This window comes from Ferribacterium limneticum, from assembly GCF_020510625.1.
Taxonomy (GTDB): Bacteria; Pseudomonadota; Gammaproteobacteria; order Burkholderiales; family Rhodocyclaceae; genus Azonexus; species Azonexus limneticus_A.
This window is the reverse complement of the sequence record NZ_CP075191.1, coordinates 1,989,367-2,008,552: the sequence shown is the minus strand read 5'-3', so window position 1 is coordinate 2,008,552 and position 19,186 is coordinate 1,989,367. Positions and strand designations below refer to the sequence as shown.

The following is a 19,186-nucleotide window of genomic DNA, read 5'->3' as shown; positions in this document are numbered from 1 at the left end:
TTCATGTTTAACCTGAACTACGCCAACTTCTCCAATGCCTATCGGCGCTATGCCGAACTGGACAAGGTGAGCCTTTTCAACGTCCTGGGCTGGGCTGACAAGGCAGGTTCGTCAGGCTACGTTCGAAATGGCGCAGTGCTGACCAGTCTGGCGCTGCTTTCCAGTGGCGTGCCGCTTGGTGGCGCATTGCGCGTCGATGCCGGGTCGCTGATGGGGGGTAAGGTTTTCAATGGTGCCAACCGCCTCGCCGAGTGGCTGAGCGTGCATCACGAAACGTCCGAAATACTGTCACTCGACAGGGGCTTGTCTGAGGTCGCCTATCAGCTATTTGGTCGGCGCGGCATTGTCGCCTTCATGCAGGGTTCCGGGCCTCAGGGTGGGTTCATTGGCCTGCTCGATGGGCGAAATGCCAATGCGTTGTGCTGTGCGGCAGAAATCAAACACCCGCTTGAAGTTCGGTTCTGGACATTGCCTTGAACGGCATGTATTCCATTGGCCTAATAAAATTCGTTTAACATATCATGTTGGGCTCAATCCGGTTTTCGATGAGCTGATCAAAAGTCCATCCCACCGTTTAGCGACACCACTCCAACCGTTGATTGCATGACCATGAACAGCATCCTAGACCTGATTTCCGGCGGCGCCGGCTGGCGCCAGACCGACCGCCTGATGACCGTGACCACGCCAGCTGGGCCGGATGCCTTGCTGGCCGAAACAGCCCGCATTGACGAAGCGCTTGGTCCTGTCGCCGAACACGCCGGTTATCGCATCGAACTGACGGTGCTGACCACCAATGCCGAGCAATCGCTGACTGCCTTGCTCGGCCAGTCGGCCCGTCTGGATCTGCAAACCGCCGCCTCGCGCCCCGAAGGAAGTACCCTTGGGGTGCGCACCGCGCTGCGCCCCTTCCACGGCCACATCACGCAAGTCACCCGTCTTGGTGCCAACGGCGGCTTTGCCCGCTACCAACTGACCCTCGAACCCTGGCTCGCCTTCCTCGGTCACAACCAGGACAACTACCTCTTCCAGGACAAAAGCGTCATCGAAATCATCGACGAACTCCTGTCTGACTGGAAAACCCAAGGCAAGCTCGCTCCCGACTGGCGCTGGAACCTGGCTGACACCGCCGCCTACCCCAAGCGTGGCATGACCGTGCAATACCGCGAAACCGATCTCGCCTTCCTCAAGCGCCTCTTGGCCGAAGAAGGCCTCTTCTGCTGGTTCGAACACAAGGCCGATGCCGGAGAAACATTGGGCAGCCACACCCTGATCATCGCCGACAGCAATGGCGCCTTTACGGACAATGCCCAATCCCGCATCCGTTTTACCCAGGCCGGCGCCACGCTGGCCGAAGACTCCCTCGACCGCTGGCACGGCCTGCGCCAGCTCGACACTGTTGAAACCAACGCCAGCAGCTGGGACTACCGCAGCCTCTCGACCCGCCCGCAAGGTGCGCGCAGCAGTATCGATAGTGGCGCTCTCCCCAAAACCGTGGCTTGGCACGACCCCGGCCAATACGCCTGGCAGAACAGCGCCCACGGCGAACGCATGCTCGGCAACCAGCGCCAAGCCATCGACGCCCGCCTGAAACAATTCGACGGCCAAGGCACCGTCCGCAGCGCAGCCCCCGGCACCACCTTCACGCTGGCCGACCACCCCGAACACGATCTGGATGCCCTGGAACAACGCAAGTTTCTGATCACCGCCATCCGCCACGAAGCCCGCAATAACCTCGCCGAATCCATCAATGGCGAACAAGGCCGGGAGCAAGGCGGAGAACAAAGCGTTGACCTCTACCGCAACCACCTCACCGCCATCCGCGCCAGCATCCCCTGGCGCCCCTTGAGCGCTGACAGCCACGGCCGGAACATCCACCCACGCCCGACCATCAACGGCACCCTGACCGCCGTCGTCATCGGCGCCGGCCAACCCACCCACACCGACCGTGATGGCCGCGTCCGCGTCCAGTTCCCCTGGCAACGTGGCGCTCAATCCGCCAGCCGCAGCGAACACCCCACCGGATCTGACAACGGCCCGGCCAGCGATGCCCTCGGCGTCTGGCTGCGCGTCATGACCCCGGTCGCCGGGGCCAACTGGGGCGGCCACATGACCCCACGGCCCGGCCAGGAAGTCCTCGTCGCCTTCCAGAACGGCAACATCGACCGCCCCATCATCATCGGCACCGTCTATAACGGCAGCGGCCAGACCGACGCCCAAGGCAACCAGCAAGCCGGCAGCACCCTGCAAGCCAGTGCCAATGCCCCCGCCTTCTTCGCCGGCAAGGAAGACAGCCAGCACACCCACAACGCCAGCCTCTCCGGCCTCAAAAGCCAACAACTCAATGCCAGCAGAACTGGGCAGGGCGGCTACAACCAACTCGTCTTCGACGACACCCCGGGTGAAAGCCGTATCGAAGCCGCCACCACCGAATACCAGAGTGCCCTCCAACTCGGCCACCTCAAACAACAAACCGACAACGCCCGCCAAACCGACCGTGGCCACGGTGCCGAACTGGCCACCCAGGCCAGCCTCGCCCTGCGTGCCGGCAACGGCCTGCTGATCAGCGCCGACGCCCGTCCCAACGCCAGCAGCACTCACCTCGATAGCCGCGAACCCATCGCCCAGACCCAGGACGCCCAAAGCCTGACGCAAAGCCTGGCCGAAGTCGCTGCCAAACAAAACGCCGCAATCAAGGGCGACCCCCAGGCCGACCAACTCCCGGCCAGCGCAGCCCTCAAACACGCCATCGACGTCATGAGCACCACCGCCAGCCAGGGATCTACCCAGGCCGGCAGCGAAATCATCAAAGCCACCCAGGGCGGCACCGGCACCGTCCCCGCCTGGTCCGAACCGCGCATCCAATACAGCGCCCCGGCCGGCATCGCCCAGCTCACCCCGCAAAACCACATCCTCGCCGCTGGCAAGAATCTCAGCATCGCCACCGGGCAAGACACCAACCTCATCGCCCAAGGCCACCACAACCTCGCCATCAAGGATGGCATTGCCCTTTTTACGATCGGCAAAGCCAACGGCAAAAACAAACCCAATACAGAAACCGGCATCCACCTCCACGCCGCCAGCGGGCAAGTCAGCCTGCAAAGCCAGAGCGGCAAAACCACGGCAGCGGCCGACAAGAAAGTAACCATCGCCAGCACCACCGGCAGCCTCACCGCCAGCGCCAAGCAGAAAATCCTCGCCACCGCCCAAGGCGCTTACCTGAAGATCGAAGGCGGGAACATCGAACTGCATGCACCGAAGAAGGTGGAACTTAAGGCGAGTCAGAAGAATTTGACCGGGCCGGCGAGTAGTTCGAGTAGTGCGAGTTTGCCGAAGGCGGAGGAGGTGAAGGGGTGCTCGCAACAAGGCGCCAAGGGTCTGGATGCGATCACCGAATTCTGACCCATGTCGCAACCGCTAAAGTTTGAACATCGCTTCCTGGAGCGCTTCCCCTACGTCATTGTCGATGCTGCGTATCGCGACGAGATGCCGGATTCCTGGGCTGCGAGACCCATCGCCCCAGCGTTTTTGGGCAGGGACACTGCGCGTTGCCCCGTACTGATCGATACAAATGTACTGCCACTAGCAGAACGTAGCTCGCTGATGGATCGAATTGAAGCCGAAACACGAGCCGGTCAGGAATGTCTGGTCAGCCTTGCCCTGGCAGCGAGCATCACAGAAGCCGGGCTGCTCAATCACCTGCAAAACCGCATACAGGTGATTGATCCGCAGGATGGACAACCCCGACAGTTCCGCTACTTCGATCCCGGTACATTCATCCAGCTACCCGATATTCTGGGTGCCGCAGGGATGGCGTGGCTACTGGGGCCTATACAGACGCTGGCCGTCCCTTGGTTGGGTGAATGGTGTTGCTATGATCGGCATGATGCCCCAATCGCAGCAGACTTCGATCTTCGAGCGCACTGGGAACGACTGCAAACGACTAGTGTCGTCAACCGGGTGTTGATCGGTTTGCCTGACGTCGGCAGTCAGCGAGCGTGGTGTCACGCGGCACTGCAGACAAGGCAGCATATTGAACGGGCTCGAGCGCAACACAAACTTGAAGCGCGCGATGATCTTGTCTTGTTTGCTTTGCATGCCTGGCAATGGCATCCCGAGTTCGACCGCCATCCGACTGTCCGACGCCTTCTCGCGGAGCTGGCTGATGCTATGCCCGACGATGAACTCGACTATCGCGAACTGACATCCCGCCTGGATGAGGTTGACTGGGCGCGGATTGCACAAGAACTGAATGCAGCAACGAACGATCAAGGAAGCAAGCCATGACCACCGCCCAAATGTGTGCAAACCCCTGTGAAACCTGCAAGAAGGAGGGGCTCCCGCTGTTGCTGACCCGCTACGCGGTTCACGCCAAGGAAAGCCAGGCTCCAGTCTTGACGGGGCAGCTGGGCGGCGGTGCACTCGCATCGATTCCCGTGGGCAAGCACGCCCAATACGGACTTCGCCTGCTCCGCAGCGGTTATGTCTATGTCTACGACGAAGCACGAAAACACTGGGATGAATACTTTGTTACCGCGGACGGTTTCCTGACCAAGCTACCACCGCGCCCGAAGACCGGCACGCGTGCCGCACCGGCTACCGAGTTTGCTTGCGCCCGCAACGGCGCAGCCCCCTTGGCTGGCGTCATCACCATCCGCAATCCAAAGCATGCGACCAACATCTGGATCGGCTTCAGTGATGTCGAATGGACGGACGACACATTGACCAAGCACAACGATGCAGCCTACCGTCAACGGCACATGCAAAAGGTCGTGATCTCGGGCGGTAAGGTCAATCCCCAGCCGCACACTGCGCCACTGGACAAGGTGGACAGCGTTGTGCCAGAGTTCAAGATCGATGCGGCCACGGTCAAGAAGCAGATCGAACCGTGGTGCCCATTTCCGTTCAACAGCCGGGTTGCACAGGCCAAGGATTTCAAGGCTGCGGTGCAGCAAGCGCGGCCACAGGGCGGTGCAGCGGTGGTAGCGTTGTTTGATCCGATTGGACTGGCAATGGAACTTGCTGCGTTGATGGATCTGCGCAAGCTTGCATTTACCAAAGCAGAAAGCGAAGCTAAACCCCATTTTGCTGCCAGCACGATCGCGCAGTTGGAACTGACCATCAAGGGTCAAGCAAAACTCAGCGAAATCCTGAGTGGCGACGAATTGGCAAACCAGATGCTTGTCGATGGCGGTGCGGCAAACCTCCTTGACTCATACCAAAAACAGGTTGAACGGGTTCGCAATCCGACACCAGCGGAGTTGCAGCGTGCTGCGGATAAGCAATGGCGTACTTATACGCACACCCCAGCCGGCAAGCCACGATTTGACGAGGCTACCAGCAAGAACTGGCTCAATACCTACAACGACAAGTTGCAGAAATATGACGCAGAACACATTTTGCCGCTGGCCAAAGCCCATGCTGCCTGGATGAAGCACACTAGTTTGACCGAATACATGACCTGTAATTTCGATGAAGCAGACCCCGAAAGCGGGGTTGCCTACACCAAAGTTTGCGTCGATCTATTGCGCCACACGACTGACAAACAACCCAGCTATGATCTTTACTTGGGTTGGCTGAAAAATGGCGAGTTCGCAGCTGAGAATCTCGTAATGCGGGCGATGGCATTCAATCAAAAAGAGTTGGTCGAAAAAATCAATAAAGCGGATGCAGCGGCTGTCGACTCTCGCGCCTTCCCGACCGACGGCGTGGCGGCAGCCGTTGCAGCTTTCATGGAGAAAATGCCCCCCACGGCGAATGTCCAACTCGCCGGCCTACTGGCTGGAATCAGCGGCCCGGCGCTAAAATACTGGGATGATTTCAATGTGGGCAAAGTTGGCCCGAAAGCGGCCGCTGCCATGGCAGCGGTAACTGGAAAGCAGATCGTTCGCTTGCCAGTCGTTGGCAACAAGGGGCAATTCATTCAGGCACACGTCAAACAACTCTTTCGTCTGGACCCCAATCTGAAGACCAGCGCAAACCAGTTGCAAAAAGCCGTTGCGGCACAAGTCCGGTTGCTCGAAATCGAAGGGGTGCCGACTCAAGCCAAGAGCAAATTGGGCTGGTACGTGCTGCTGGACAGGGAGGTAGTCGCTGGTGCCACCACAAAAAACCTGAGCGGCCAAGCCTTGGCGGACGAACTCGCAAAGGCCATCAACAAACCTCAAGACCTCCAAAAAATCGACCTTGGTCGTGCCGCCAAGATCAGGGGAGGTGCCTACGCCAGCGCTACAGTCCTTTCCGGGATATTAATGCTGTGGAACTTCTCCAAGCTCCTGGAAGATGTTGAAAAAGGGATGAGCCACGAACAAACCGAGGCAGCCTCCAAGCTCATGGCAGGCAAAATCGCCATTGCCGGTTTTGTGGCTGAACAGATGGGAAATGGCCTGGAAAAACTGGGTGAAGCGCGCTTGAAAAACATGATGGGACGCGCGACCGCATACGCGCCAAGGGCACTGCAATGGTTCGGGCGTTTCGCCGGGTTTGGGGTGGGGGTGTTTTTGGGGTTGTGGGACTTGTCAAAGTGGTGGGATGAGCGTGCAAAGGGAGATCCGAGTGGAATCGCCGGCGCGTATTTTGTATCAGGAGCAGCCGGAATAAGTGTAGCCACGACGATGCTTTTTGTTGGCATGGGCTGGGTAGCTCTTGGCCCCATTGGCTGGATTGTGTTGGCGATAGGTGTACTGATCTGGCTGGTTGCCATCTTCTTCGTTGAGAACACCAAAGACAACAAACTGCAAGAATGGCTATCGCGCTGCCACTTCGGTACCGGGAATGACAAGTACCCCAATGTAACGACCCATGCTGAACAGTACAAATTGGCGCTGGCCGACTAAGGACGCACCAATATGTCTACCTTCAGCGCCTACGGCATGGGCCCCCAGGGCTTCTTGGTCAACCGACCGCTCAACGAATACGAGCGAGAGCAACATTTGAATGTCAAGAAATCAGCCAGCGAACAGGTTCTCTATGACCTTTCGCTCATCAAGTTCAACAGTACCTTCGTCGAATGTGTGGATAAATGGTATTCAATGCGCGGTTTTGTGGCGATGGTTGGGGGGGCGTTGTCGGTAATCGCTTTGGGTATGCAGGGGTTACTGCTCTATTTGGCTTTTTCTGAAAAATTGTCTGTCGTAGAACTACTTGGCTTTCCATTTTTCTTTGTGTTTCTCTGGTTCGTAGCAAAATTTCTCCTCTCTGACGCCTTTACCTACACCCACTATCCAATTCGCCTGAACCGACAGAACCGACGGGTGTACGCCTTCCGCCGCGACGGCAGCATCTTGAAGGCAGGCTGGGACGAGGTTTATTGGACGATCTATAACACCAAGCTAGGCATGGGCGGCGGCGACCTGAACGTGATGGGGCATCTATTGGAAAAGGATGGTGTCACGATCAAAGAATCGATTGCACTCAGTCTTGTGGATGCCGGCGAACCCGGTCGGCAGAACCTGCTGCAATTCTTCGAATTCTTCCGCCGTTACATGGAGGAGGGGCCAGGCCCGGTGCTCGATGCCCTCAAGCCTGTGCCGCTGATCATGCTGCCGGGTATCGATCATCAAAAAGAAAGCTGGTTCTTCGGCTGGGAGCATCTGACCGGCGGCATGAAAGGACTACCGCTCTTGCAAATACTCTTTCAGCCCTTCCTGCTGCCGATTAGCTTATTCCGCTGGATCGTCATGCGCACCAGCAAGATTCCCATGTGGCCGCAATGGGTTGAGGATGAATGCGCCGTTGCACCAGACGATCCCTGGGTGCGCGATGGAAGGCATAGGGCGTAAGTGGGTTCTTGCGACAAACTACAAGAATGGCTATCGCGCTGCCACTTCGGTACCGGGAATGACAAGTACCCTAATGTAACGAGCCATGCCGAACAGTACAAACTGGCGCTGGCTGACTAAGGACGCACCGCTATGTCCACCTTCAGCGCCTACGGCATGGGCCCCCAGGGCTTCCTGGTCAACCGACCACTCAACGAGCACGAGCGAGAGCAGCACTTGAACGTCAAGAAATCTGCCAGCGACCATGTTCTCTATGACCTTTCGCTCATCAAGCTCAATAGCACCTTCATCGAATGCGTAGATAAGTGGTACTTGAGCTTCCCCCGAAATTTCGTCTGCCAAGGGTGACATAAAATCGAGTCACTTTTGGAAGGCAGGAAATGAAGATACCGAAACAGGCATACACGATCGAGTTCAAGGAACTGGCGGTCAAACGAATCAAAGATGGCCAGAGCGTCAGCACGGTGTGCAAGGAACTCGGCCTCGGCGACCAGACCGTGCGCAACTGGGTCAAGGCATCAGCAGAAGGCAAGCTTGCCGGGGCGGGTAGCAGAGTAGTGACGCCAGAAGAGATGGAACTCACCCGGCTGCGTGCCGAGAATCTCCGGCTCAAGCGGGAGAACGAAATCCTAAAAAAAGCGACGGCGTACTTCGCAAAGGATGTTCTGTGAAGTACGCCTGGATTGCTGCGCAGGGCAAGGCGTATTCCCTGACAGAAATGTGCGATGTCCTCGACGTCAGCATCAGCGGCTATCGCGCCTGGAAGCGCGGCGGCAAACCGGATCGCAAGCGCCTGTCCGACAGTAACCGTCCGGCCACCACCGTCTTTCCGAGTTAATCGGAATCAGGCTGCAGCAGCGTGATGCTCGGTCTTGGCGATCCGCTCGGCGACACGCCAAGGCAGCAGGTCGTCGAGTTCGCTGATTCGGTAACCAGCAATTCGCTCAATGACGAAACGCAGATAGGCTTCCGGGTCGAGGTCGTTGAGTTTCGCTGAGCCGACCAGGCTGTAAATCGCGGCAGCGCGATCACCACCGGCATCAGAACCCGCAAACAGGAAATTCTTGCGTCCAAGCGCCACCGCCCGTAGCGCCCGTTCAGCCGCATTGTTGTCGATCTCGATGCGCCCATCCGAGGCATAGCGGATCAGTGCCTGCCAATGATTCAAGGCGTAGCCGATGGCATCCGCCAGGCCGGATTTCTTTGAGAGTTGTCGTCGCGTGTCCAGTAACCAGGCATGGAGTTCTTCGAGGATAGGCTTGGCCTGTTCCCGTCCTTTGAGCCTGACATCTGGCGGTTGTCCGCGAACCTTGCTTTCAATCGTATACAAGGCTGCGATTCGTTTGAGTGCCTCGGCGGCAATCGGTGAGCCTTGGGCCTGGTGAATCTCGAAGAACTTGCGGCGGGCGTGGGCCCAGCATGCGGCTTCCAGAATGTCACCCGTGGCATACAAAGCATCGAAACCGGCAAAGGCATCGGCTTGCAGAATCCCCTTGAAGGATTTTAGGTGGCTCTGCGGATGCTCGCCCTTGCGATTTGGTGAGTAGGCAAACCAGACGGCGGGCGGCATGTCGTTCCCGGCCGGCCGATCATCGCGGACATAGGTCCATAACCGCCCGGTCTTGGTCTTGCCATCGCCCGGGGCGAGCACCGGCACCGGCGTATCGTCGGCATGCAGCTTCTCGCCGGCCAGCACGTGGTGACGCAGCCGTTCCAGCAAGGGGCGCAGCAGCGCTGAACATTGCCCGACCCATTCGGCCAGGGTCGAGCGTTCCAGATCAACGCCTTCCCGAGCATAACTACCGCTCTGCCGATACAAAGGCAGGTGATCGCAATATTTGGCGACCAGCACATGGGCCAGCAATCCAGACCCTGCCATGCCTCGGGCAATCGGCCGACTGGGTGCCAGTGCCTGAACGATGGTGTCGCAACGGCCACAAGCCAGCTTCGGCCGAACATGGCGAATAACCCGGAAGCTGGCAGGTACGTAGTCGAGTACTTCCGAGACATCCTCACCCAGCGGCTTGAGATGACCGCCGCAGTCCGGGCAGCAGGCGTGCTCAGGCAGATGAACCACGGTGTCGTGTGGCAAGTGATCCGGCAGTGGTTTGCGGACTGGTTTGCCGGGGACTTCTTCGGCCGGGGTGATTTCCGGGATGCCGGCCCGTTCCGCTTTGCCGGTTTCGAGTTCTTCCAGCGCCAGTTCGAGTTGCCCGACCATCTCGTCGATCTTCTCGGAGCTCTGGCCGAACTGCATACGACGCAGCTTGGCGATGATCAGTTTGAGATGCTCGATTTCTGCTTGCTGGGCGACCACCATGGCTTGCAAGGTCGTGGTGTCGCGGGGCAGAGGAGCGCTGTTCATGCGGCGAGTTTACGCGAATAGCCCACGGGTGAACAGCCCCGCCAGCCAAGGTTTTCCAGCTTTCTTATGCGGCCCGTTCCGGTTGCCCGGTGCGACTCGGGCGACGCCAGTCGATGCCCTCCAGAAGCATGGAAAGTTGGGCGCCTGAGAGGTGCACCGAGCCCTCGCTGGCCTGTGGCCAGATGAAGCGGTCGCGCTCCAGGCGCTTGGCAAAAAGGCAGAGGCCATCGCCATCCCACCAGAGCAGTTTGACCAGATCACCGCGGCGACCGCGAAAGACAAAGACGTGACCGGCAAAGGGATCGGCGGCGAGTTTCTCCTGAACGATGCTGGCCAGACCATCAAAGCCGCGACGCATGTCGGTCAAGCCGGCGGCGAGCCAGATCCGGGTGCCGCTGGGTAGCCCGATCATCGCTGCTGCAGCGCCGCGAGAACCAGCCGCAGCACCTCGGCGTCAGGGCGGCCTTCGATGCGAACGCGAACTTGCCCGAACTCAATCGTCAGACACCCTGTGCTGGCAGAGCTGCTGGCTGCCGGCAACTGATCGCTGACCATCAGCGGCGTGAGGGTGACCGGCAACAGCGCTGGCTTCACTTCGGGCAGCAGTCCCTCACGGTAGATCTTGCGCCACAAAAATACCTGGTTGGCGTTGACACCGTGTTTGCGGGCAATCTGTGCAACCGAGGCACCTGGCTGCAGCGTTTCTTCAACGATCGCTCGCTTCTGCGCCAACGGGTGATGCCGGTAGGGGCCTCGCCGCTTCGAGGCCATGACTGCCTTTGAATTTGTGTCCATAAATCCCTTCGTGGGCACAAATTTGAGGTGCCCGTCCGCGAGGTATCTTCAGACAACGAAGCTTCGGTGGAAAGATGGTTGTGGCCGGACGCTTACGTCCGACAGCCAGATGCTGGCCCTGATCCGCGCTATTCATGCCGAACTCAGAGGGGCCTACGGCAGTCCGCGCATGGTGCGCGAGCTGCGGACGAGAGGTTTCTCGGCGAGCAAGGCACGGGTTGAACGGCTGATGCGTGACAACGGCATCTACGCCCGCCACAAGCGACGCTACAAGGTTACGACCGACTCGAAGCACGGCCTGCCGGTGGCGGAGAACCTGCTCGCCAGAAACTTTATGCCGACGGCGCCGAATCAGGTTTGGACGTCGGACATCACCTACCTGTGGACCGATGAAGGCTGGCTCTATCTGGCGATCGTTCTCGACCTGTTTAACCGCGAAGTGGTTGGCTGGTCGTTGAAGCCGCGCATGACGGCGGACATCGTGACGGATGCGCTGACCATGGCTTGGTTCAGGAAGCGGCCGGCGCCGGGGCTGATGCATCACTCCGACCGGGGCAGCCAATACGCCAGCCAGGTCTTTCAGGAGAAGCTCAGAGCCTACGGCATGACCTGCTCGATGAGCCGGAAAGGAAACTGCTGGGACAATGCGCCGACGGAGAGTTGGTTCAACAGCTTCAAGAACGAGCGAGTCCATGGTGTTCGCTACGCCACGCACGCCGAGATCAAGGCCACAACCTTTGAATACATCGAGGTTTTTTACAATCGGAAACGGCAGCATTCGACGCTCGGTTACAAGTCGCCTGTTCAGTTTCTGGAGACCTGGATCAGAGAGCAGCATCAGGAAAAACGGGTAGCATGAAACCCACCCGTTGGCAGACGAAAAACCGAGGGAAGCTCAGTCCGCAAACCACTGTCGGATCACTTGCCACACGACACCGTGGTTCATCTGCCTGAGCACGCCTGCTGCCCGGACTGCGGCGGTCATCTCAAGCCGCTGGGTGAGGATGTCTCGGAAGTACTCGACTACGTACCTGCCAGCTTCCGGGTTATTCGCCATGTTCGGCCGAAGCTGGCTTGTGGCCGTTGCGACACCATCGTTCAGGCACTGGCACCCAGTCGGCCGATTGCCCGAGGCATGGCAGGGTCTGGATTGCTGGCCCATGTGCTGGTCGCCAAATATTGCGATCACCTGCCTTTGTATCGGCAGAGCGGTAGTTATGCTCGGGAAGGCGTTGATCTGGAACGCTCGACCCTGGCCGAATGGGTCGGGCAATGTTCAGCGCTGCTGCGCCCCTTGCTGGAACGGCTGCGTCACCACGTGCTGGCCGGCGAGAAGCTGCATGCCGACGATACGCCGGTGCCGGTGCTCGCCCCGGGCGATGGCAAGACCAAGACCGGGCGGTTATGGACCTATGTCCGCGATGATCGGCCGGCCGGGAACGACATGCCGCCCGCCGTCTGGTTTGCCTACTCACCAAATCGCAAGGGCGAGCATCCGCAGAGCCACCTAAAATCCTTCAAGGGGATTCTGCAAGCCGATGCCTTTGCCGGTTTCGATGCTTTGTATGCCACGGGTGACATTCTGGAAGCCGCATGCTGGGCCCACGCCCGCCGCAAGTTCTTCGAGATTCACCAGGCCCAAGGCTCACCGATTGCCGCCGAGGCACTCAAACGAATCGCAGCCTTGTATACGATTGAAAGCAAGGTTCGCGGACAACCGCCAGATGTCAGGCTCAAAGGACGGGAACAGGCCAAGCCTATCCTCGAAGAACTCCATGCCTGGTTACTGGACACGCGACGACAACTCTCAAAGAAATCCGGCCTGGCGGATGCCATCGGCTACGCCTTGAATCATTGGCAGGCACTGATCCGCTATGCCTCGGATGGGCGCATCGAGATCGACAACAATGCGGCTGAACGGGCGCTACGGGCGGTGGCGCTTGGACGCAAGAATTTCCTGTTTGCGGGTTCTGATGCCGGTGGTGATCGCGCTGCCGCGATTTACAGCCTGGTCGGCTCAGCGAAACTCAACGACCTCGACCCGGAAGCCTATCTGCGTTTCGTCATTGAGCGAATTGCTGATTACCGAATCAGCGAACTCGACGACCTGCTGCCTTGGCGTGTCGCCGAGCGGATCGCCAAGACCGAGCATCACGCTGCTGCAGCCTGATTCCGATTAACTCGGAAAGACGGTGGTGGCCGGACGGTTACTTTGAAAGAACAATCTGAATCAAAATTTCATCGTCAAAACAAACAAGCGGTAGCCAACTCCCTGCTTGGAATGGTGGGCGGAAACGAAAAACCCGAAGCTCAAGAGCTTCGGGTTTTGTCTTTCTGATGCAGCAATCTACTGTTTTCAACAAGCCATCAAGACTGCCCGTCTGATTTCCACCCGCCACCCAGTGCCTTGAACAGATCAATCGCCGCACCTAGCCTGGCTTGGCGCATGGTGATCATTGTCGTTACCGCATCGTTGTGGGTGCGTTGGGCGTCGAGGACTTCGAGGTAGCCGGCGTGGCCTGCTTCGTAGCGTAGGCGGGAAACGTCGAGGGCCTTGCGGGCGCTGTCTACGCGGATATTTTGGGCGGTTTCGGCTTCGCCGTCTTCGCGCAGGCTGACCAAGGCATCCCGGACTTCCTTGTAGGCGGTTTGCAGGGAGTTCTGCCAAGCGATCAGGGATTGCTGGTTGAGGGCCTTGGCTTGATCGACGCGGGCTGAGGTGCGACCGAAGTCGAGGATGGGCATCAGTGCCCCGAGGCCGAGCGACCAGGTGCCTGAACCGGCGCTGAACAGGTCGGAAAGTATCTTGCTCTCGCTGCCGACGCTGCCGGTCAGCGTGAATTTCGGGAAGTAGCCTGCCTTGGCGATACCGATGCCGGCATTGGTGGCGATCAACTCGGCTTCGGCTTGGCGGACATCGGGGCGGCCTTCGATCAGGTCCGAGGGCAGGCCGGCTGGGGGGAGTGGCGGCATGGGCAGTTGGCGCAGGTCGCCGGCGGCGAGCTTGAGTTCCGGGTTGCCGGTCAGCAGCGCCAGTTGGTGTTCGGCCAGAGCACGCTGCCGGCGTTGTTCGGCGATCTGAACCTGTGCGGCGGCAAGCGCTCCTTCTGCCTGATAGCCATCGAGAGGGGAAACCAGGCCTGCATCGACGCGGGTTTTCACCAGTTTCAGGCTGTCTTCGCGGCTCTTCAGCGTTTCGCTGGTGAGGGCGAATTGCGCATCGTAGGCCCGCAGGGCCAGGTAGTTACTGGCAACCAGGCCAGCCACCGTGATCCGGATGGAGTCGCGGGAATACTGGCTGGCCAGCAGGGTGGCGCGGGCTGATTCGTTGGCGCGGCGAATGCGGCCCCAGACATCGAGTTCGAATGATGTGCTGAGCCCAGCGCTGCGGGCATGGCGTATTGCCGGTTGCGAAGCGACATAAGTCGCCGTCTTGGTGCTTGCCTTGGTATTGCTGATTCCGGCCGAACCGTCAATTTCCGGGAAGAAGGAGGCACCGGCCTCGCGGGCGACGGCTTCGGCCTGTTCGACGCGGGCGATGGCTTGGCGAAGGCTGGCGTTGTTGTTCAGCGCCTGATCGACCAAGTCGTTCAGTGTGGCATCGTTGAACAGCGTCCACCAGCGAGGATCAATGGCTGGGTTGGGCGCAATCGCGACCGTCTCCGCCGGCTTGGCTTCGCCAAAGAGGCTGGGCAGCAGGGATGAAGGGCGCAGGTAGTCAGGGCCGATGGCGCAGCCGCTCAGGGCGAAGGCCAGCGCCAGCGGCGTCAGACGGTATAGGGCGGGTGAAATCATGCTTGTTCCTCCTCGTTGATGTCGAGGTGCGAGGGGTCGATCTGCTTGCCGCGCTCCAGCCAATTGAAGAACAGCGGGATGAACAGCGTGGCGATGAAGGTGGCGGCCAGCATGCCGCCGAAGACGCCGGTCCCCATCGACTGACGGGCCGCAGCACCGGCACCGGTGGCCTTGACCAACGGGAAGACGCCGAGCACGAAGGCCAGCGAGGTCATGATGATCGGGCGCAGGCGCAGGCGGGCTGCTTCAATAGCTGCATCGGCTGCACTCATGCCTTCGGCGTACTTCTGGGCGGCGAACTCGACGATCAGAATGGCGTTTTTCGAGGCCAATCCGATCAGCACGACGAGACCGATCTGGAAGTAGATGTCGTTCGGCATGCCGCGCAGCCAGATCGCGGTCAGCGCACCCATCAGCGCGAAAGGTACAGCCATCACGACAGCAACGGGCAGCGACCACTTCTCGTACTGGGCAGCCAGGATCAGGAAGACCATGATGATGGCGAAACCGAAGGCCTGCAGGGAAGAGCCGGAACTGCGCTTTTCCTGGAAAGCCTGACCAGTCCACGCAATGCCGTAGCCATCGGGAAGGGTGGCAGCAGCCACCTCCTCGACGATCTTGATCGCATCGCCCGAGCTGACGCCTGGCTTCGAGTCACCCATCACCTTGGCGGCGATGAAGCCGTTGAAGCGTTCGACCTGCTCGGGGCCGACCACGCTCTTCACCTTGCTGACGGCGGACAGCGGAATCATCGCGTTGGTCGTTGCGCTGCGCACATAGACCTTGCCGATGTCGTCTGCCTTCATGCGATAGTTGGCTTCAGCCTGCAATTGCACGCGATAGACCCGACCCGCCTTGTTGAAGTCATTGACGTAGAGTGCGCCCATCGTGCTTTGCAGCGTCGAATAAATGTCGGCGATGGGAATGCCCAGCGCCAGGGCTTTTTGTTCATCGACCTCAACGAACAACTGCGGCACGGTCGGGCGGAAGAAGGTGGAGATCCGGGTGAATTCCGGATGCGTCTTCAGCGCTTCCATGAAAGTCTGGGTGACATCGTTGAGCTTGCGGGCATCGCCGTCGACGCGGTTCTGCACGTAGACCTCGAAACCGCCAGCCGAACCCAGGCCCATGATCGGTGGGGGATTGAATACAAGACCCATGCCGTCCGGCTGCATCATGCCCATACCCATGAACTTGCCAGCCAGATCCTGCGCCTTGCCTTGCCGTTCGGACCAGTCCTTGAGCGGAATGAACATGGTGCCGGCGTTTGGCTTGTTGCCGCCGCCGATCAGGTCGAAGCCGGAAACGATGAAGGTATGCTTGACGGCCTCATCGTTGGCGATCATCTGACGCATGCCTTCGCCGGTCTTTTCCGTGCGCTTCAGCGTCGCGCCATCCGGCAACATCAGGGCGGAGATCAGGTAGCCCTGGTCTTCGGCCGGCACGAAGCTGCCCGGGATAACGCGGAAGAAGAGCAAGGTGGCGCCAATCACGGCCAGGAAAACCAGCGAGCCGACGATGCCGTGCTTCATCGTAAAGCCGACGGCGCGGGTGTAGTTGTCGGTCAGGCGTTCGAACATCCGGTTGAACGGGGCGAACAGCTTGTTCTCGGTATGCTGGGCCTTGAGGAGCAGGGCGCAGAGGGCGGGTGTCAGGGTCAGCGCAACCACGCCGGAGAGCACGACAGCGACAGCCACGGTCACGGCGAACTGCTTGTAGAGCTGGCCGGCAATGCCGCCAAGGAAGGCGACCGGGATGAACACCGCGCAAAGCACCAGCACAATGGCGATCAGCGCCCCGGTGACCTGCTGCATGGCCTTGATCGCTGCCAGCTTGGGCGGCAGTTTCTCTTCGGCCATCAAGCGCTCGACGTTTTCGAGCACAACGATCGCGTCATCAACGACGATACCGATGGCCAGCACCATGGCGAACAGGGTCAGCGTATTGATCGAGAACCCGAACAGCCACAGGCCGGCAAAGGTACCGATCAGCGAGATCGGCACGGCAACCATCGGAATCAGCGTGGCGCGCCAGCTTTGCAGGAAAAGGAAGACGACAGCCAGTACCAGGATCATCGCTTCGATCAGGGTCTTGACCACTTCATTGATCGAGGCCGAGACGAAACGGGTGGTGTCGAACGGAATGACGTAATCCATTGCTTCCGGGAACTTGCCCTTCAGCTCGACCATCTTGGCCTTGACCAGTTCGGCAACTTCCAGCGCGTTGGCGCCAGTCTGCAGGAACACGCCCATGGCAATGGTCGGCTGACCATCCAGCGTAACGCGCTGGTCGTAGCTGTAGGCACCGAGTTCGATGCGGGCGATGTCCTTAAGACGCAACACGCCGCCCGGGCCGCTGGCGCGGATGACGATGTTGCCGAACTCCTCTTCGCTGAGCAGGCGGCCCTTCGCGGTCACCGTGTAAACCAGTTGCTGGTCGTTCGGTGCCGGTTCCTGGCCGATCTTGCCGGCCGCATTCTGGGCATTCTGCGCCGTGATGGCGGCCGCAACTTCCGTCGTCGTCAAGCCAAGCTGGGCCATGCGATCCGGCTTCAGCCAGACGCGCATCGAGTAATCCTGCGCACCGAAAATGGTGACATCACCAACGCCCTTGACCCGCTTCAACTCGTCAACGATGTTCAGGCTGGCGTAGTTGGACAGGAAGAGCGTGTTGTACTTGCCGCCTTCCGACTTCAGGGCGACGACCTGAAGAATGTCGTTGGAGCGTTTCTGGACGATCACGCCATTGCGTCGAACGGCTTCCGGCAGGCGCGGTTCGGCCGCCTTGACCCGGTTATTGACGTTGACTGAGGCCATATCGACATTGGTGCCGACTTCGAAGGTAGCCGTGATGGTTACCGCGCCATTGGCACTGGCCGATGACGTGAAGTACAGCATGTTCTCGACGCCATTCAGCTGTTCCTCGATGGGCGCAGCCACCGTCTTGGCCAGCGTTTCAGCCGAAGCACCCGGATAGGTAGCGGTGATCAGCACGGTCGGCGGGGCGATCTGCGGGTATTGCGCAATCGGCAATACCTGCGAGGCGACCAGCCCGGCAATGACGATGATGATCGAGATGACCGACGCGAAAATCGGCCGGTTGATAAAGAATTTTGCCATGGCGATTCCTTATGGCTTGGCGCGATTGTTGGTCAATCCGGACATTCCGGACATGCCAGTCATTGACGATGCGCCCTCCATCCCGTTCATTCCCGCCATTCCGCCAGGCTGAGTACCCTGTAGCTTGGGATCGACCGGCATGCCGGGGCGCAGCTTGATCAGATTGTCGACGATCACCTTGTCGCCGGCATTCAGGCCGCCGAGGATGACCCAGTCCTTGCCGTACCACTCGCCGGCCTTGACCGGGCGGGGGGCCACCTTGTTTTCGGGACCGGCGGTCATGACCAGGGTGCCTTGTTCGGTTTGCAGGACGGCCGATTGCGGCACCAGATAGACACCGTCACGCTCACCGGTCAGCAGGCGGACACGGACGAACTGGCCCGGCAGCAACTGGCCGCCAGCATTATCGAACTCGGCGCGCAACGCCTGGGTGCCCAGCGTGGTGTCTATATTGGTGGCGAGGAAATTGACTTTGCCCGGCTTCTCGTACTTCTGGCCATTGGCCATGACCAGCTCGACGCCCTTGACGTCCTTGGCGGTAACGCGACCGCCGGGGAATTTAGCCAGATCGCTCTCGCCCAGGCTGAAGCGGACCCAGATCGGATTGGTCTGATAGATCGAGGTCAGCAGGCTGTCAGCAGTCGAGATCAGGTTGCCGTCCGACTTGATGGCGCGGCCGGTCGTGCCAGCGACTGGCGCCGTCACGATGGTCCAGGAGAGATTCAGTTCAGCCTGGCGCAATGCAGCCTGGGCCATGGCGTTGGCCGAGACGGCATCGTCATAGTCCTTCTGGGCGATGGCCTTGGCTTCGGCCAGACCTTTCAAGCGGCCCACTTCGCGGGCTGTCTGCTCGGCTTTGGCCTTGGCCTCGGTGAGCGCAATTTCATAAGGAGAGCGGTCGATCTGGAACAGCGGCTGGCCGGCCTTGACTGTTTCGCCTTCCTGATAAAGACGCTTGGTCAGTATGCCGCCAACGCGAGCGCGAACTTCGGTTTCACGAGCGCCTTCGGTTTGCGCCATGATCTCTATGCTGGAAGGTACTTTCTGCGGCTGCATCTCGATGACGGTGACCGGCATCGGCCCCATCTTGGGGGGGCCACCCGCCGTCTTGTCGCCGGAACATCCGGCGGCAGCCAGTGCGCCGATAATGGCCGAAACGATGAAGGGCAGGGCCTTACGTTGGAATGTTGAAGTTGGGTTCACGCCGGTTCTCCTTGATTATTTTTGCTGGCTAGATTATAAACATTCATGGATGTATGTAAATAGAAGTTTGTAACGAACCGTTACCGTGTGATTTAGGATGCATAAATCAGGGGAAGGTTCGGTCAGGAGAG

General features: G+C 59.6%; 11 protein-coding genes and 4 pseudogenes. 9 read left to right on the top strand and 6 right to left on the bottom strand.

Annotated elements, in window-relative coordinates:
* Positions 1 to 3: 3 nt before the first annotated feature.
* From KI617_RS09510 to KI617_RS09480, 7 genes and pseudogenes are all read left to right on the top strand, one after another.
* Positions 4 to 477 carry a type VI secretion system amidase effector protein Tae4 gene (locus KI617_RS09510; protein ID WP_226451752.1) on the top strand — a complete coding sequence of 158 codons (474 nt, stop codon included), beginning with the start codon at positions 4 to 6 and terminating at the stop codon, positions 475 to 477.
* 132 nt (positions 478 to 609) lie between these two features.
* Positions 610 to 3,399 carry a type VI secretion system Vgr family protein gene (locus tag KI617_RS09505; protein ID WP_226451751.1) on the top strand — a complete coding sequence of 930 codons (2,790 nt, stop codon included), beginning with the start codon at positions 610 to 612 and terminating at the stop codon, positions 3,397 to 3,399.
* A 3-nt stretch (positions 3,400 to 3,402) separates the two neighbouring features.
* A complete protein-coding gene (locus tag KI617_RS09500; protein ID WP_226451750.1) occupies positions 3,403 to 4,284 on the top strand; it encodes a DUF4123 domain-containing protein in 882 nt (293 codons plus the stop codon).
* Entirely contained in the window at positions 4,281 to 6,833 is a 2,553-nt protein-coding gene (locus tag KI617_RS09495) for a T6SS effector BTH_I2691 family protein (protein WP_226451749.1), read from the top strand. Before KI617_RS09500 ends, KI617_RS09495 begins: the two co-directional genes overlap by 4 nt.
* Before the next feature lie 12 nt (positions 6,834 to 6,845).
* Positions 6,846 to 7,778, top strand: coding sequence for a DUF6708 domain-containing protein (locus KI617_RS09490; RefSeq protein ID WP_226451748.1), 933 nt, complete (start codon positions 6,846 to 6,848; stop codon positions 7,776 to 7,778).
* Positions 7,779 to 7,910: 132 nt separating this feature from the next.
* Positions 7,911 to 8,126, top strand: a complete 216-nt coding sequence (locus KI617_RS09485; RefSeq protein WP_226451747.1) for a hypothetical protein — start codon at positions 7,911 to 7,913, stop codon at positions 8,124 to 8,126.
* Between the two features lie 32 nt (positions 8,127 to 8,158).
* Positions 8,159 to 8,583 (top strand): annotated as a pseudogene (locus tag KI617_RS09480) (transposase); the annotation flags it as partial.
* A 39-nt stretch (positions 8,584 to 8,622) separates the two neighbouring features.
* Here KI617_RS09480 and tnpC (KI617_RS09475) read toward each other — a convergent pair.
* The 3 genes and pseudogenes from tnpC (KI617_RS09475) to tnpA all read right to left on the bottom strand — a co-directional run.
* Complete coding sequence (tnpC, locus tag KI617_RS09475; RefSeq protein ID WP_226451746.1) at positions 8,623 to 10,143, bottom strand: IS66 family transposase; 1,521 nt, start codon at positions 10,141 to 10,143, stop codon at positions 8,623 to 8,625.
* A 64-nt stretch (positions 10,144 to 10,207) separates the two neighbouring features.
* Positions 10,208 to 10,555: an IS66 family insertion sequence element accessory protein TnpB gene (tnpB, locus tag KI617_RS09470; RefSeq protein WP_226446023.1), complete on the bottom strand. Its 348-nt coding sequence runs from the start codon at positions 10,553 to 10,555 to the stop codon at positions 10,208 to 10,210.
* Positions 10,552 to 10,866: pseudogene (gene tnpA, locus KI617_RS20525) on the bottom strand (IS66-like element accessory protein TnpA); the annotation flags it as partial. The pseudogene tnpA and the gene tnpB, both read right to left, overlap by 4 nt.
* A 157-nt stretch (positions 10,867 to 11,023) precedes the next feature.
* Between tnpA and KI617_RS09460 the strand changes: the two are divergent.
* Together KI617_RS09460 and tnpC (KI617_RS09455) are read left to right on the top strand one after the other, a co-directional pair.
* Positions 11,024 to 11,797: pseudogene (locus tag KI617_RS09460) on the top strand (IS3 family transposase); the annotation flags it as partial.
* A pseudogene (tnpC, locus tag KI617_RS09455) lies at positions 11,798 to 13,108 on the top strand (IS66 family transposase); the annotation flags it as partial.
* 197 nt (positions 13,109 to 13,305) lie between these two features.
* On the opposite strand, the gene KI617_RS09450 reads toward tnpC (KI617_RS09455), so the two are convergent.
* The 3 genes from KI617_RS09450 to KI617_RS09440 are packed head-to-tail and all read right to left on the bottom strand — an operon-like array spanning position 13,306 to position 19,055.
* Complete coding sequence (locus tag KI617_RS09450; protein WP_226451745.1) at positions 13,306 to 14,733, bottom strand: efflux transporter outer membrane subunit; 1,428 nt, start codon at positions 14,731 to 14,733, stop codon at positions 13,306 to 13,308.
* On the bottom strand, positions 14,730 to 17,852 hold the full coding sequence (locus tag KI617_RS09445) for an efflux RND transporter permease subunit (protein WP_226451744.1): 3,123 nt from the start codon (positions 17,850 to 17,852) through the stop codon (positions 14,730 to 14,732). Before KI617_RS09445 ends, KI617_RS09450 begins: the two co-directional genes overlap by 4 nt.
* A 9-nt stretch (positions 17,853 to 17,861) precedes the next feature.
* A complete protein-coding gene (locus KI617_RS09440) occupies positions 17,862 to 19,055 on the bottom strand; it encodes an efflux RND transporter periplasmic adaptor subunit (RefSeq protein WP_226451743.1) in 1,194 nt (397 codons plus the stop codon).
* Positions 19,056 to 19,186: the final 131 nt, after the last annotated feature.